A 13,996-nucleotide genomic window follows, 5' to 3' on the forward strand; every position below is an offset into this window, starting at 1 on the left:
GAATCGGGAGAGACCGGACAAAAGTTCAGCGAGGTGCATCCGACTGCGCCCCTCGCAGCGAATAAGGGGGCAATGGGCGGCGACCGCCGCCCCCGGTTCAAGGAGGAGCATCGTGCGAAGAATCACCACAGCCGGCCTCGCCGTCGGACTACTGGCGGCGGCGGCCCTGGCCTCGCCCGCGACCGCGGCGACCACCGACAGCGCCCAGCTCTCGGTGCTGCACGCCATTCCGGACACGCCCGTCGACGTGTACGTCAACGGCGAGCGCACCATCGACGACTTCCAGCCGGGTGCGCTGGCCGGTCCGCTGGAACTTCCCGCCGGCAGCTATGAGGTCGCGCTCACCGCGCCCGATGCCGCCGACGCGAGTGCGCCCGTGCTCGGCCCGACGACGCTCACCCTCACCGCGGGAACGAACTACACCGCCGTCGCACACCTCACCGAGGCGGGCGACCCGGGGCTGAACCTCTTCACGAACGACACCTCCGCAACGACGCCCGAACAGGGAAGGCTCACCGTGCGTCACGTCGCGGCTGCCCCTGCCGTCGACATCCTCGCCGGCGGCTCCCCGGTGGTCGAGGATCTGACCAACCCGAACGAGGCGACGCTGAACCTCCCGGCCGGAACCGTCTCGGCTGCCGTCGCCCTCGCCGGCACCACCGATCCCGTTCTCGGCCCGCAGGACGTGGCCGTGGAGGACGGGGTGCTCACGATCCTTTACGCGTGGGGAAGTGCCGAGGATGACACCCTCGCGATCGCAGCGCAGACGGTCACGGGCCTGCACACCAACCCCGACGGCGTCCCCTCCGGCTCCGCCGGCTACGCGGCACAGCGCGACGCCGACACGGCCGTCGTCGTGACGACGGCGCTGATCGGCCTGGCGATGATCGTGGCGGCGGCGGGCGCGACCGTCGCCGTGCGACGGCAGCGAGTCGCGCGCCGATGAGGACAGGGGCGTTGCGCAGCCGCATCCGGCGGGGGTTCCTCGCCGGATGCGGTGCCGCCTGCGCGGCGCTCCTGATCGCCTGCACCCCCCGTGGGGGCGGGCGTGGTGATGTCGTCGGAGCCCCCGTCCGACGCCCCACGCTCACCGTCGCCCGCCCCCACCTCGACGCTCCGCCCGGAGACCCGCTCCGCCGAGCTCCCCCGCGCCGCAGCCCGCCACGCCCCCGGTGCGGTTGCGCATCCCCGACCTCGGCGTGGACATGCCCGTGATCGACGTCGGGGCGGAGCCGACCGGGCAGATGGAACTCCCGGAGGATCCCGCGGTGGCCGGGTGGTACCGGTACGGCGCGGACGCCGCGAGCACGGCGGGCCTGGTCGTGCTGGCCGCGCACGTCGACGCGGTCGGGTACCCCATCGGGCCGCTCTCCCGGCTGCGGGAGCTCGGCGCCGGAGCGACCGTGGAGGTGACAGACACGGCGGGCGTGCCGCGGAGGTACGCGGTGGAGTCGCTCACGTCCTACGAGAAGACGGCGCTTCCCACGGGCGAGCTGTTCGCGCGAGAGGGCCCGCCGGGCCTGGTTCTCATCACGTGCGGTGGCCCGTTCGACAGCACGACCGGGCACTATCGCGATAATGTCGTCGCCATCGCACGTCCCGCCCCCTGATGACCGATCCGCAGCGCCGCACGAACGGAAGGGAGGACCGCATGACCTCCGCGGACGACCCGGACGAAGAGACGCAGCTCAACGAGCGCTTCGTCCGAGGCGATGAGGATGCGCTCGCCGAGCTGTACCGGCGCTGGTCTCCCGTCGTGTACACCCTCGCGCTGCGCTCCCTCGGCGACCGCGCCGACGCCGCTGACGTCACGCAGCGCACGTTCGTGTCGGCGTGGACGTCGAGGGAGGGCTACGACGCCTCGAAGGCGCGACTCAGCACGTGGCTGGTGACCATCGCGCGGCGACGCATCGCGGACATGCACGAGTCGCGGGCGCGGATCCAGCGGCTGCAGGAGGAGATGCTGCGCGTCACCTCCCCGGCCGACCTCGTCAGTGCCCCCGTGGACCTGTCGCAGTCGATCCTCATCGCGAACGAGATGCGACAGCTGCGGCCGGACGCCCGCGAGGTCATGCGGCTGGCGTTCTTCGACGATCTGACACACGAGGAGATCGCCCGGCGGCTGGACATGCCCCTGGGTACCGTGAAGAGCCATATCCGCCGGAGCCTCTCCCGCATGCGCGACCGATTGGAGGTCAACCGTGTCGCACCTTGATCCAGAGCAGCTCGCCCTGCTCGCCCTCGGGGAGCCGGTGGCGTCCGACCGCGAGCGGACGCACCTCGACCAGTGCCCGGCGTGCGCGGCCGAGGTCGCCGACCTCGCACACGCGGCCGGCGTCGCCCGCTCGACCGTCTCGGACGCCGAGCTGGAGTCTCCGCCCGCCGACGTGTGGGCCCGCATCCACGACGAGCTCGGCCTGCCGGAGAGCGTGACCGCCGACCCCCTCCGCCCCGCGGCACCGCAGACGGCGGAGGCGTCGCCCGCCTCGGCCGCTCGCCGTCGCACCGCGGCGCGCTGGTGGGTGCTCGCCGCGGCCTCGACCCTCGTTCTCGCCGTGGGGGCGGGCACCTGGACGGCGATCTCCGCCGCCCTCCGCCCGGTCACGGTCGCCACCGCGACGCTCGATCCGTTCCCCGACCACCCCGACGCGGTCGGCAGCGCCGAGGTCGACGAGGACAGGACGGGCGCGCGTACCCTCACGGTCTCGCTCGCCGGCGAGGACGGATCGGACGACTACCGGGAGGTATGGCTGATCCGCAACGACGGGAAGGCGCTCATCAGCCTGGGTGTGCTCGACGCCGAGAGGGGCGTGTTCGCGATCCCGGAGAACGTCGACCTGGACGACTACGACCTCGTCGACATCTCGTTCGAGCCCGTCGACGGTGACCCGACCCACTCGGGCAACTCGATCGTGCGCGGCACCCTCGACTTCACCTGACCGGTCGAAGCGAGGCGCACGTCAAGGGGCATGACCGAAGGACGAACGGCCCGTACGCTGACCCCATGACAACACTCATCCTCACTGTCGCGGGTGCCGATCGCCCTGGCCTCGTGGCCGCCGTCGCCGATGTCGTCGATGCGCACGGCGGCAACTGGGAGAACAGCTCTCTCGCCGAGCTCGCCGGCACATTCGCCGGCGTGATCGAGGTGTCGGTGCCGACCGAGCGTGCCGGCGACCTGGAGACCGCGCTCCGGAGTCTCCAGGGCCAGGGGCTCCTGACGCTCTCGATGCTCACGGGCACTCGCGGAGTGGCGGAGGAGGACGAGGAGCAGCTGCTCGTGATGCAGGTGCTCGGCAACGACCGCCCCGGGATCGTGCGCGAGGTGTCAGCGGTGCTGAACGCCCACGCCCTGAGCATCGAGGAGCTCACGACCGAGACCCGTGAGGCCGCGATGGCCGGCGGGCGGCTGTTCGAGGCGTCGGTGATCGCGAAGGTCCCGCCGACGGTCGACCTCGACGCCCTGCGCGCCGATCTGGAGCGCCTCGCGTCCGAGATCCAGGTCGACATCACCCTCGGGTGACCCCCGTCGCCGACCCACCCCTTTCGGTGCCGCCCACCCCCTTCCGGACGTCCGAAGCGGGCCGGGAGGCACGAAAGGGGTGGCTCGGCCGGGGACCAGGGTCAGAGCCCGGAGTAGCGCCGCACCCAGTACTCGGTGTACGCGACGTGGGCGGACGCGGCGGCCGAGGCGGCCACCGGATCGGCGGCGGCGAGGCCGCGGAGGATCGCCCGGTGGCCGGCGTCGGAGTGGATCTTGAGCTCCGCAGCGTCCTCCGGGTCGGAGATCCGGTACGCACGGGAGCGGGAGCGCAGCACGTCGATCAAGCTGGTGAGAGCGTCATTGCCCGCGACCGACGAGATGGCCATGTGGAACTCGTGGTCGAGGCGGGACTGCGCCTCGAAGTCCGTCGTCGACTCGATCTCCGTGAGCACCTCGTCGAGCGCCGCCACCGTGGCCTCGTCGATACGGGCCGCGGCGAGCGCCGCCGCATGCGGTTCGAGCACCCGTCGGAGTTCCGTCAGCTCCAGCACCCCGGCCATCGGCAGCAGGCCGACCGTGAGCGAGAGGCTGCCGATGAGGTCGGCCGCCCGCAGCTCGCTGACATAGCTCCCCGACCCGTGCCGCGTCTCCAGCACGCCGAGCGCAGCGAGGGTCCGGATGGCCTCGCGCAGCGACCCCCGGGAGACGCCGAGTCGCTCGCACAGCTCCCCCTCGCTCGGCAGACGGTCGCCGGGTCGCAGCGCGCCGTCGGCGATGAGGGCCCGCAGGCCGTGCAACGCCGTGTCGAGTGCGCTCATCGTCGTCCTCCCTGACACTCCGCCACCCTTCGTGCAGTCTGTCGGAACCACGGGGCGCCGCAAACTCGTATGACAACTATGTTTCATGTTCCGGGATTCGTAGCCAAAAACGCGGGCTTGTGGCAAAGTTGTGCAACAACTCGCCCCCACTCGCCGATGAGGTCCGATGCCCGCTCCGCAGTTCCCCGCTCCGCTCACGCTGAACTCCGGCCTGCGAGCGCGTGATGCCTGGCCCCTGGACCCGACCGTGATCCACCTCAACCACGGGTCTTTCGGGGCCGTGCCGTCGGTCGTCGTCGCCCACCAGGACGCCCTGCGCCGCCGCGCCGACCTGAGCCCGGTCGAGTGGTTCCCTCGTATCGCGGAGCGGGTGCAGGACGCCAGGGAGCGGACGGCTCCGTTCGTCGGTGCCCGGGCGGAAGACAGCGTGTTCGTGCCCAACGCCTCCGCCGCGGCCACCGTGGTCTACAACGCGCTCCAGCTCGAGGGCGGCGACGAGATCCTCGTCACGGACCAGGGCTACGGCGCGATCACGATGGGAGCCGAGCGCCTGGCCCGCCGATTCGGCGCCTCCGTGCGCACGGTCGCCCTGCCCCTCCTGGCCTCCGACGACGAGATCGTCCACCTCTTCGCAGCCGCCCTCACCCCGCGCACGCGCCTGATCGTGGTCGATCAGATCACCTCGCCCACCGCCCGCCTGCTGCCCACCCGCCGCATCGCCGACCTCGCCGCCGAACGCGGCGTGCGCACCCTGGTCGACGGCGCCCACGCTCCGGGACTCATCCCGGAGGCGGCGGCCGTGGCCGGCGGCGACTGGTGGTTCGGCAACCTGCACAAGTGGCCGTGCGCGCCTCGCGGCTCCGCCCTCCTCGTCACCGCCGCCCCGGACCGCGACGAGCTGTGGCCACTGATCGACTCCTGGGCGGCGCGTGAGCCCTACCCCGAGCGCTTCGACACGCAGGGCACGATCGACGCCACCACCTACCTGGCCACGCCGACCGCGATCGAGTTCATCGAGGCCGAGTTCGGGTGGACCGCGGCCCGCGATGCCATGGCCGGGCGCGCCGACGCGGGCGCCGAGATGATCGCGGAGGCCCTGCGCCCGTACGGCGACGACGACCCGTTGACCCCGCTCCCCTCGCCGGTGCCGTCCATGAGACTCATCCGGTTGCCGCTCGGTCTCGGCGCCACTCGCGAGGAGGCCGACGCGCTGCGAATGGAGCTGCTCGACGAGGTGGGCGTGGAGACCGCGTTCACGAGCTTCCGCGGCGTCGGCTACTTCCGCCTCTCGGCTCACCTCTACACGGAGTCCTCCGACGTCGAGGCATTCGTGGAGCGCTGCGTCCCCGCGATCCTGCGCCGCGCCGGGATCCGTCCCGCCGAGGCCCTCATCCTCCCCTGACCCGCAACATTTCCTGCACGACCTACCCGAACACCACCCATCCCCCACCGAGAGGCACATCGTGAAGAACAAGATCTTGACGACCGCAGCCGGAGTCGGCACCGTCGCCGTCCTCGCACTCACCGGCTGCTCCGGAGGCTCCGGCTCGTCCGGCGGTGACGGCAGCGTCACCCTCCAGATGGTCGAGAGCCTGACGAACCCGGCGCGCACCGAGCTCATCCGCGGACTGCTCGACGAGTTCGAGAAGGACAACCCCGACATCACCGTCAACCTCGTCTCCCCGCCCACCGAGCAGGCCGACCAGAAGATCCAGCAGATGCTCCAGTCCGGCAAGGGCGTCGACGTGCTCGAGGTGCGAGACATCACCGTCGGACCGTTCGCGAACAACGGCTGGCTCGCCGACCTCGGCCCCGACCTGAAGAAGTGGGACGGCTGGGATGCCCTGACCGAGAACGCGCAGTCGGCCTCGGTGGCGGAGGACGGCAAGAGCTACTTCATCCCCTACGGCTTCTACGGCCTGTCGCTCTTCTACCGCACGGACCTCGTGGAGCAGGCCGGCTTCGACGGCCCGCCGCACAGCTGGAAGGACCTCCTCGAGCAGGCCTCCGCGATCCAGGATCCGTCGAACAACATCTACGGCTATGCCTTCCGTGGTGGCCAGAACGCGAACAGCAACGTCGTCGCCGCGATCGAGGCGTACACGATCGACGGCCTCGACACCGAAGACGCGTTCCTGATGAAGGACGGCTCCACGATCTTCGCCGCTCCCGAGGCGCAGGAAGCCGTCGACGACTACTTCGACCTCTTCAAGGAAGCATCGCCGCCGTCCGCGGTCTCGTGGGGCTACCCCGAGATGGTCGCCGGCTTCACGAACGGCACGACGGCCTTCCTGCTGCAGGACCCCGAGGTCATCGCGACGGTGCAGGACTCCTCGCTGAGCGAAGACCAGTGGGACACCGCCCCGCTGCTCGTCGGGCCCTCGGGCAAGGCCGCGCAGCCGCTGGCCGTCGCCGGCTGGGGTGTCGCGGAGAACAGCGAGCACAAGGAGGCGGCGGTGAAGCTCGTCGAGTTCCTGTCGTCGGCCGAGCCCGCCACCGAGTTCGCACAGGCGAACAGCCTCGTCCCGATCATCGCGGCCGCCGCGGACGACGAGTTCTACTCGACCGGCCCCTGGACGAGCTACGTCACCATGACCGAGGACCCGGAGACCTACGTCAACGTGCGTCAGCCGCGTGGGGTGAGCTGGTGGACCGAGTGGATCCAGAAGTCCGACCAGGACGTGCAGAGCGTCCTGCTCGGCGACATGTCCACGAAGGACCTCCTCGCCTCGTGGGACGCGTTCTGGACCGAGAAGTACGCCGCGGAGAAGGGTTGATCCGTGGCCCGCACCATCCGTGAAGGGGGCTCCGTCGGCACCGCCGGCGGGGCCTCCCCGGCATCGCGTCGCCGCCCGTTCCGGGGTCGCACCGCGCTCACCCTGCTGGCGTTCCTCGCGCCCGCCATCGTCTTCGTCTGCTGGTTCACCTACTGGCCCATGCTGCAGGGCGCCCGCATGGCGTTCCACGACTGGAACCTGTGGGACCTCACGTCGACCCCGTTCGTCGGCATCGACAACTTCCTCGCGGTGTTCCGCGACCCCGCTTTCCCGACCGTGGCCTGGAACTCGGTGCTCTGGGTCGTCGGCTCGCTCGTGCCGCAGCTCGTGATCGGCTTCCTCATCGCCCTCGCCCTGCGCAAGCGGTTCCGCTTCCGCGGGCTCTACCAGGCGCTGGTCTTCTTCCCCTGGGCGGTCTCCGGCTTCCTCATCGGCATGCTGTTCCGCTGGATGTTCAACGCCGAGTTCGGCGTCGTCAACGATCTGCTCATGAAGGCGGGACTGATCGACGCCCCGCTGCCCTGGCTGGCCGACCCGAAGCTCGCGATGTTCGCCGTGATCGTGGCGAACATCTGGTACGGCGTGACCTTCTTCGCGATCATGATCCTCGCCGCTCTGCAGTCGGTGCCCGACGAGATGCTGGAGGCCGCGAGCCTCGACGGCGCTGGCAAGGCGCGGCAGCTCTTCTCGATCATCATCCCGTACATCTCGATGACGCTGCTGCTGACGATCCTGCTGCGCGTGATCTGGATCTTCAACTTCCCCGACATCATCTACGCGATGACGAACGGCGGCCCCGCCAACCAGACCCACATCATCACGACCTGGATGATCAACTACACGCAGCAGGGCAACTACGGCATCGCGAGCGCCATCGGGCTCATCGTCGTGGCCTTCCTCATGGTGTTCTGCGCGTTCTACCTGATGGCGATGCGGAGAGTGCAGCGATGACCATCACCTCGACCGTCCGGACCGGCTCCTCGATCACAGAGACCCGTCGGATCACGGTGCCGGACCCGAAGGCCGCTCCGCGCCCGACGCCCCGCGTCACCGTGGGCGGCGTCGTGCGCATCGTCGGCCTGGGGCTGTGGCTGCTCATCACGCTGTTCCCGCTGTACTGGATCACGCTCACCGCGTTCAAGTCGCCGGGGACCATCAACCGCTTCCCCATCGAGTACTGGCCGAGCGAGCCCTCGCTCGACAACTTCACGAGCTTGTTCGAGAAGAGCTCTTTCGGGACGTTCCTGGCGAACTCGGCCATCGTGGCGGTGTCGGCCGGAGCCGTGGCGACGCTCATCGCTCTGCTCAGTGCGTACGTGCTGGCGCGCTTCGAGTTCCGCGGCAAGGGCACCGTGCTGATCGCGTTCCTGCTGACGCAGATGATCCCCGCGTTCATCGCTCTCGGGCCGCTGTATTCGATGATGACGGACCTCGGCCTCGTCGACACCAAGCCGGGCCTCATCCTCGTCTACATCGCGATCTGCATCCCGTTCTCCACGGTCATGCTGCGGGGCTTCTTCGAGAACGTCCCCGACGCGCTCGAGGAGGCGGCGATGATCGACGGCTGCTCCCGGCTCGGCGCGCTGTTCCGGGTACTCGTCCCGGTGATGACGCCGGGCATCATCGCGGCGTTCATCTTCAACTTCGTGAACTGCTGGAACGAGCTGTTTTTGTCGGTCGTGCTGATGAACACCGATGCGAATCGCACGGTCCCGTCGGCACTCAACGGCTTCATCTCCACGTTCAACATCGACTGGGGCTCCATGAGCGCCGCGGCCGTGTTGACGATCCTCCCGACCATGGTGATGTTCGCGCTCGCCAGCCGCTGGATCGTCCAGGGCCTCACGGCCGGGGCCGTGAAGGAGTAACACGCCCGAACAGCGCAGATGGTCCCCTTCCCGGACGGAAGGGGACCATCTGCGCGGTGGGAAGGCCTAGACCAGCCGGGATTTCGGCGAGACCGAGTACGTGTGCTCGGCGTCGCGGTTGACGGTGTCGCCGAGGGCCTCGTCGATCGCGGCCATCGTGTCGGCGTCGAGCGTCACGCCGGAGGCCTTGACCGTGTCGGCGAGCTGCTCCGGACGGGAGGCGCCGACGAGGGCCGCTGCGACGTTCGGGTTCTGCAGCACCCACGCGATCGCGAGCTGCGGCATGGACAGCCCCGCCTGCTCGGCGATCGGCTTGAGGCGCTGCACCGCGGTCAGGATGTCATCCTGCAGGAAGCTCTTGATGAACCCCGCACCCGAGTTCTGATCGGTCGCCCGCGACCCTTCCGGCACGGGCTGTCCCGGCAGGTACTTGCCGCTGAGGACGCCCTGAGCCATCGGCGACCACACGATCTGCGAGATGCCGAGTTCCTCCGACGCGGGGACGACCTTGCCCTCGATGACCCGCCACAGCATCGAGTACTGCGGCTGGTTGGAGATCAGCTGGATGCCGAGCTGCTTCGCCAGGGCGTGCCCGTCACGCAGCTGCTCCGCGGTCCACTCCGAGACGCCGATGTAGAGCGCCTTGCCCTGACGGACGATGTCGGCGAAGGCCTGGAAGGTCTCCTCCAGCGGGGTCTCGTGGTCGAAGCGGTGCGCCTGGTACAGGTCGACGTAGTCGGTGCCGAGACGGCGCAGCGAGCCGTTGATCGACTCCATGATGTGCTTGCGGCTGAGGCCGGTGTCGTTGGGCCCCTTGGGACCGGTCGGGAAGTAGACCTTCGTGAAGATCTCGAGGCTCTCGCGGCGCTGACCCTCCAGCGCCTTGCCGAGCACGACCTCGGCGGCCGTGTTCGCGTACGTGTCCGCGGTGTCGAACGTGGTGATGCCGGCGTCCAGGGCGGCGTGCACCGTCTTGACCGCGGCGTCGTCCTCGACCTGCGAGGCGTGAGTGACCCAGTTGCCGTAGGTGATCTCCGAGACCTTGAGACCGCTGTTGCCGAGATAGCGATAGTTGACCATGGGTCCACGCTAGTCGCGGCACAGGGCGTCAGGGCCGCCCGGGACGGATCGGCGGTCGTCAGGCGGCGGCGGGCGCCGGTCCGCGCCGCCCTGCGGTGAGCGCGGCCCCGACCAGCACCCCGATCGCGGAAAGCGCGCTGACCGCAGACAGCGGCAGTGCCCACGGCGAGGCGTCGGCCCCGCTGATGCCGAAGGTGTCGGCGAGCCCCATCCCGGGGCCGAACGACGCGACGAAGTACGCCGGGGCCCCACCCATGAGCAGCGCGACGAACGTCATCGCCGGCACGATCGGATGCGCACGCGTGAGGAGGCAGACCACCGCCGTTCCGACTGCCAGGCAGACGCCGGCGCCGAGGATGCCGAGGACGGTCGTCGGCATGAGGCTCTCGCCGGCGTTCGAGATCGCGGCTCTGACCTCGTCGAGGGAGAGGTCGCCCGGAGCCGCGGCGAGCGGGTTGAGCACGAGGATCTGCACCGCGGCAAGCGCAGCGTACGCGGCGACGGCGAGCACGCCCGCGACGGAGATCCAGAGGGTGGGGCGTGGCACCGGTGTCATGCGGTCACCCTAGGCAGGGCTGCTGAGAGTATCCCGGTATTCGCGCCAGGCAGCGCCGAGCCGACGCACGCCCTCCGTCAGCACGTCGTCCGGCGCGGTGAACGGCAGGCGCACGTGGTCGTCCGGTGCGGCAGCGGAGACGGCGAAGGCGCCGACGCCCGCGATGGAGACGCCATGCGCCGCAGCGATCCGGGCGAGAGCCGATGCGGAGCCGCGCGGCAGTGCGGCCCACAGCGAGAGGCCGCCGCGCGGGGCGACGTACGTCCACTCCGGCAGGTGCTCGGCCATGAGCTCCTGCAGGAGCCGGAGTCGCTCCTGATGCACGCGACTGTTGGCACGGCGGAGCTCCACGGCGTGCGCGACGAGATCGAGCGCGAGGAGCTGGCCGGGGACGCTCGTGGATTGGTCGGCGAGCTGCCGGGCGCCGCGGAGCCGCCGGACCAGCACAGGGTCGGCGCGCAACCACCCGATCCGCAGCCCGGCCCAGGCCCACTTCGACACGGACTCGACGACCATCACCGGTGCGTCCGGCCGCTCCGCGGCGAGCGTCGGCGGCACGACCCCGTCGAACGAGATACCCGCGACGACGCGGTCCTCGATCACCGGGACCCCGTATCGCGCGGCGAGTTCCGCGACACGGTGCCGTGCCGCCCCGGGCAGGCGGGTCCCCGTCGGGTTCTGGTGGTGCGGGTTGAGCGCGACGAGCACGGGGCGGAGCCTGGCCATCGCCTGCTCCAGCGCGTCGACGTCGAGGCCGTCCGCCCCCATCGGCACGCCGTGGACCGTGCCGCCGCGGAGGCCCACCGAGTCCGTCACGCCCGGCCAGGTGATCTCCTCGGCCAGCACGACGTCCCCCGGCTCCACCAGCGCATTGACGACCAGGCTGATGGCCTGCTGTGCGCCGTGCGTCACGAGGATCTGCTCCGGCGTGGTGGGCGTCCCCTCTGCGCGATACATCTCCGCGATGAGCTCGCGGAGGGCCGGGAGACCCGCGGGGTCGGTCTCCGGGAGGAGCGCGAGGTCGAGCCGCGGCTGGTGATCGCGGATCAGCTGCACGCCGAGCTGCGGGATCTGCGGCACGGTGCGGAGCAGGTCGATGGCGTTGGGGAGAGCCGAGAACAGCGTCTCACCGCGGCCGGGGCGTCGGTCAGACGCGGTCGTCGTCACCGCGCCGGACACTCTCGTCCCGCTTCCCTGTCGTCGCTCGACCAGGCCCTGCTCGGCAAGCGACGCATAGGCGGACACGACCGTGCCCCGAGAGACCGCGATGACCGTGGCGAGGGAGCGTTCGGCGGGCAGGCGGTCGGCGGGGCGGAGCTCACCGCTGCCGATCAGGGCGGCGATCCCGGCCGCGAGCCGAGCGGAGAGGGTGCCGTCGCCTTGGACCCAGCGGCCGAGGCGTGCGGCGAGCGCGGCCGCGCCCACCTCGCCGGCCTGGACGAGGGGCACGAAGGCCGATCCGTGAGCCACCGGCTGCACATTGGCCCTGTCGACGCTGTCCATGGAAACCGATTCTGGACCAATGACCGCTCTCACGACCACGCAGACCGTGAACCTGGGTCCAATCTCCTCGGATTGGACCATCGGCGAACTCCTCCAGTGGCTCGAGGACGACGCCCGTACCCACGACCGCGCCGTCCGCGAGCCGCTCGCCCGCATCGAGGCCGCTGTCACCGGCGCCCCGTGGCAGGGCGCCCCTTCCACGGTCGCCCTCGTCCGCTCTCTCGCCGAGGCCTGTCGGTCCGGGAACCTCTCCGGCGTTCGAATCGCTCACGTCGTCCCCGACCAGACGGGGATGGAGCACGCTGAGCGATTCGAACCGGAGCAGCGTCAGGTGGCGTGAGCTCCGGCGCCGGAGGCAGGACTCGTGACGATGTCGGCGCGGTCGCGGAAGCCCTCCGCCGTCACCTTGTCGAGGGCGACCTGCCGGCGGATCGCCAGCGCCTTCTCGTACAGGCTCGGGTCGCCGTAGCTCGTCAGCACCTTCACCAGCACCGGCAGCAGCTCGATCATGAAGAACAGCGCCGCGATGAGGATGTGCGCCCACAGGATCGCGGGCTCCTTCTCGCTGAGACGGTTGAGGCCGCTGATCTGGCTCAGCAGGCCCACCGCTCCGGCGTTGCCCTGCGCCACCGAGTCGGCCCGGGCGTTGTACGCCGCCAGGGCCTGCTCGTACGTCTCGCGGGCGGCGGGGAGCTCGTCCTTGGCCTGCTGACGGTTCTGCGACTCCGACGCGGTGGTGTTCTCCTTGGCGGCGGTGCCCGCGGCAGCCAGCTCCTCGTTCGCCGTGCGGAGCTGGGCGGCGAGCGCGTCGTAGGTCTGCTGGGCCTCGGCGAGCTGCGCCTGCGCGGCCTGCGAGCTGGCGCCCTCGCCGTTGACACCGGTGCAGCCGGGCACCGTGCCGGCGCCCTCGCCGGTGAGTTCGCACTGGTACAGCGTCCGAGCCTGGTCGATGACGGCCTGCTGTTCGGTGAGCTTCGCGGTGAGATCGTCGACCGTTGCCTGGGCGGCGGACTGCGTCGCCGACGACGACTCGGTCCCGGCGACGATGCCCGTCGCAGCCTGGTTCTCCAGCGCGGCGACCCGCTCCGAAGCCGCGTCCAGCGCCTTCTTCTCGGGGCCGGTCTCGAGCGCCTCCTGGTCGGACTGGGCCTGCACGATGTTGGTCGCGGCGACCTCGCGCGAGATGTCGTTGTGGAAGATCTGCAGCACGAGCGGTTCCGCGACGACGAACCCGATGATCGCGGCCATGACGACGCGGGGGATGGCGAGGCCGATCAACTTCCAGACGTTGCGGGTCGACGTCATCGTCGAGGTGAGGAACCGGTCGAGGTTGAAGATGATGAGCGCCCACACGATCGCGAGCGGGATCGCCAGCCAGAGCGCGGCGCGCACGCCCGTCGTGAGCGCGAACAGCATCGAGATCGCGCTGACCAGCGCCGTCCCTGCCAGCACGAAGAACATCTGCACGAACCGCGGGGTCTCGCCGGGGACGCGGTCGAGGATCTCGCCTTCCGCGCCGCCGAGGATCGCGAGAGCACGCAGGCGCTCCGCGGCGGTGCGCCGACGGCGGGGCTTCCGGACGCGCTGCGGCCGTGCCGCACGGTCGGCGACGGTTTCCGTGTCGACCGGGGTGTCGTGGGTCGTCACCGGCTCGGACGCCGGGTCTTCGGACGGGACGTCCGGCTGCGCGGGTGTGTCCCCGGTGGGCTCGTACTCGCGCAGGAAGTCGAGGTCGTCCGTCTCGGCGTTCGGATCGCCGTCGAGGATGATCCGACCCTGCGAGTCGAAGCGACCCGGGCGGTGGGCGGAATAGGGCATCCCGCCAATCTACGAAACCTCGCCTGTGGATACCGTGGAAGACCGGGGCGAGAACCCTTGGCAACCATCACCTCATGGCTCGACCGGGCCGA

At 70.4% G+C, this 13,996-nt stretch carries 15 protein-coding genes; 10 read left to right on the forward strand and 5 right to left on the reverse strand.

Features of this window, described 5'->3' with window-relative positions; translation table 11 throughout:
* Window positions 1-112 precede the first annotated feature (112 nt).
* The 5 genes from FY549_RS02740 to FY549_RS02760 all read left to right on the forward strand — a co-directional run bounded on the left by FY549_RS02740 (window position 113) and on the right by FY549_RS02760 (window position 3,523).
* Window positions 113-946: a DUF4397 domain-containing protein gene (locus tag FY549_RS02740; protein WP_149083726.1), complete on the forward strand. Its 834-nt coding sequence runs from the start codon at window positions 113-115 to the stop codon at window positions 944-946.
* Window positions 947-1,172: 226 nt separating this feature from the next.
* The gene (locus tag FY549_RS02745; RefSeq protein ID WP_200839144.1) at window positions 1,173-1,610 is read left to right on the forward strand and encodes a class F sortase; all 438 of its coding nucleotides are present in this window, start codon (window positions 1,173-1,175) and stop codon (window positions 1,608-1,610) included.
* A gap of 41 nt (window positions 1,611-1,651) precedes the next feature.
* A complete protein-coding gene (locus FY549_RS02750) occupies window positions 1,652-2,215 on the forward strand; it encodes an RNA polymerase sigma factor (RefSeq protein ID WP_149083727.1) in 564 nt (187 codons plus the stop codon).
* Entirely contained in the window at window positions 2,202-2,939 is a 738-nt protein-coding gene (locus FY549_RS02755; RefSeq protein ID WP_149083728.1) for an anti-sigma factor, read from the forward strand. The genes FY549_RS02750 and FY549_RS02755 overlap by 14 nt, the downstream gene beginning before the upstream one ends.
* 65 nt (window positions 2,940-3,004) lie before the next feature.
* On the forward strand, window positions 3,005-3,523 hold the full coding sequence (locus FY549_RS02760; RefSeq protein WP_149083729.1) for a glycine cleavage system protein R: 519 nt from the start codon (window positions 3,005-3,007) through the stop codon (window positions 3,521-3,523).
* Between the two features lie 101 nt (window positions 3,524-3,624).
* On the opposite strand, the gene FY549_RS02765 is transcribed toward FY549_RS02760, so the two are convergent.
* A complete protein-coding gene (locus FY549_RS02765; RefSeq protein ID WP_149083730.1) occupies window positions 3,625-4,302 on the reverse strand; it encodes a FadR/GntR family transcriptional regulator in 678 nt (225 codons plus the stop codon).
* Window positions 4,303-4,468: 166 nt separating this feature from the next.
* Between FY549_RS02765 and FY549_RS02770 the strand changes: the two genes are divergently transcribed.
* From FY549_RS02770 to FY549_RS02785, 4 genes are all read left to right on the forward strand, one after another.
* Window positions 4,469-5,704 carry an aminotransferase class V-fold PLP-dependent enzyme gene (locus FY549_RS02770; protein ID WP_149083731.1) on the forward strand — a complete coding sequence of 412 codons (1,236 nt, stop codon included), beginning with the start codon at window positions 4,469-4,471 and terminating at the stop codon, window positions 5,702-5,704.
* 61 nt (window positions 5,705-5,765) lie between these two features.
* Window positions 5,766-7,079: an ABC transporter substrate-binding protein gene (locus tag FY549_RS02775; RefSeq protein WP_149083732.1), complete on the forward strand. Its 1,314-nt coding sequence runs from the start codon at window positions 5,766-5,768 to the stop codon at window positions 7,077-7,079.
* Window positions 7,080-7,082: 3 nt separating this feature from the next.
* Window positions 7,083-8,030: a carbohydrate ABC transporter permease gene (locus tag FY549_RS02780; RefSeq protein ID WP_149083733.1), complete on the forward strand. Its 948-nt coding sequence runs from the start codon at window positions 7,083-7,085 to the stop codon at window positions 8,028-8,030.
* Window positions 8,027-8,947: a carbohydrate ABC transporter permease gene (locus FY549_RS02785; RefSeq protein ID WP_200838623.1), complete on the forward strand. Its 921-nt coding sequence runs from the start codon at window positions 8,027-8,029 to the stop codon at window positions 8,945-8,947. Before FY549_RS02780 ends, FY549_RS02785 begins: the two co-directional genes overlap by 4 nt.
* 66 nt (window positions 8,948-9,013) lie before the next feature.
* Here FY549_RS02785 and FY549_RS02790 read toward each other — a convergent pair whose 3' ends face one another.
* From FY549_RS02790 to FY549_RS02800, 3 genes are read right to left on the reverse strand one after another with little or no spacing between them, the layout of a single operon-like run.
* Entirely contained in the window at window positions 9,014-10,027 is a 1,014-nt protein-coding gene (locus FY549_RS02790) for an aldo/keto reductase family protein (RefSeq protein ID WP_149083734.1), read from the reverse strand.
* Between the two features lie 58 nt (window positions 10,028-10,085).
* Window positions 10,086-10,583, reverse strand: coding sequence for a hypothetical protein (locus tag FY549_RS02795; protein ID WP_149083735.1), 498 nt, complete (start codon window positions 10,581-10,583; stop codon window positions 10,086-10,088).
* Between the two features lie 9 nt (window positions 10,584-10,592).
* Entirely contained in the window at window positions 10,593-12,086 is a 1,494-nt protein-coding gene (locus tag FY549_RS02800) for a PLP-dependent aminotransferase family protein (protein WP_149083736.1), read from the reverse strand.
* Window positions 12,087-12,105: 19 nt separating this feature from the next.
* Between FY549_RS02800 and FY549_RS02805 the strand changes: the two genes are divergently transcribed.
* A complete protein-coding gene (locus tag FY549_RS02805; protein WP_149083737.1) occupies window positions 12,106-12,426 on the forward strand; it encodes a hypothetical protein in 321 nt (106 codons plus the stop codon).
* Here the strand turns inward: FY549_RS02805 and FY549_RS02810 are convergent.
* On the reverse strand, window positions 12,414-13,904 hold the full coding sequence (locus FY549_RS02810) for a DUF4407 domain-containing protein (protein WP_149083738.1): 1,491 nt from the start codon (window positions 13,902-13,904) through the stop codon (window positions 12,414-12,416). The genes FY549_RS02805 and FY549_RS02810 overlap by 13 nt on opposite strands.
* Window positions 13,905-13,996 lie beyond the last annotated feature (92 nt).

Source organism: Microbacterium sp. 1S1 (assembly GCF_008271365.1).
Classification (GTDB): domain Bacteria; phylum Actinomycetota; class Actinomycetes; order Actinomycetales; family Microbacteriaceae; genus Microbacterium.

Bases quoted from the DNA above. Each gene is read 5' to 3' on its own strand.
- FY549_RS02750 (WP_149083727.1), top strand. From the start codon at position 1,652: ATGACCTCCGCGGACGACCCGGACGAAGAGACGCAGCTCAACGAGCGC.
- FY549_RS02760 (WP_149083729.1), top strand. From the start codon at position 3,005: ATGACAACACTCATCCTCACTGTCGCGGGTGCCGATCGCCCTGGCCTC.
- FY549_RS02765 (WP_149083730.1), bottom strand. From the start codon at position 4,302: ATGAGCGCACTCGACACGGCGTTGCACGGCCTGCGGGCCCTCATCGCC.
- FY549_RS02770 (WP_149083731.1), top strand. From the start codon at position 4,469: ATGCCCGCTCCGCAGTTCCCCGCTCCGCTCACGCTGAACTCCGGCCTG.
- FY549_RS02785 (WP_200838623.1), top strand. From the start codon at position 8,027: ATGACCATCACCTCGACCGTCCGGACCGGCTCCTCGATCACAGAGACC.
- FY549_RS02790 (WP_149083734.1), bottom strand. From the start codon at position 10,027: ATGGTCAACTATCGCTATCTCGGCAACAGCGGTCTCAAGGTCTCGGAG.
- FY549_RS02795 (WP_149083735.1), bottom strand. From the start codon at position 10,583: ATGACACCGGTGCCACGCCCCACCCTCTGGATCTCCGTCGCGGGCGTG.
- FY549_RS02800 (WP_149083736.1), bottom strand. From the start codon at position 12,086: ATGGACAGCGTCGACAGGGCCAATGTGCAGCCGGTGGCTCACGGATCG.
- FY549_RS02805 (WP_149083737.1), top strand. From the start codon at position 12,106: ATGACCGCTCTCACGACCACGCAGACCGTGAACCTGGGTCCAATCTCC.
- FY549_RS02810 (WP_149083738.1), bottom strand. From the start codon at position 13,904: ATGCCCTATTCCGCCCACCGCCCGGGTCGCTTCGACTCGCAGGGTCGG.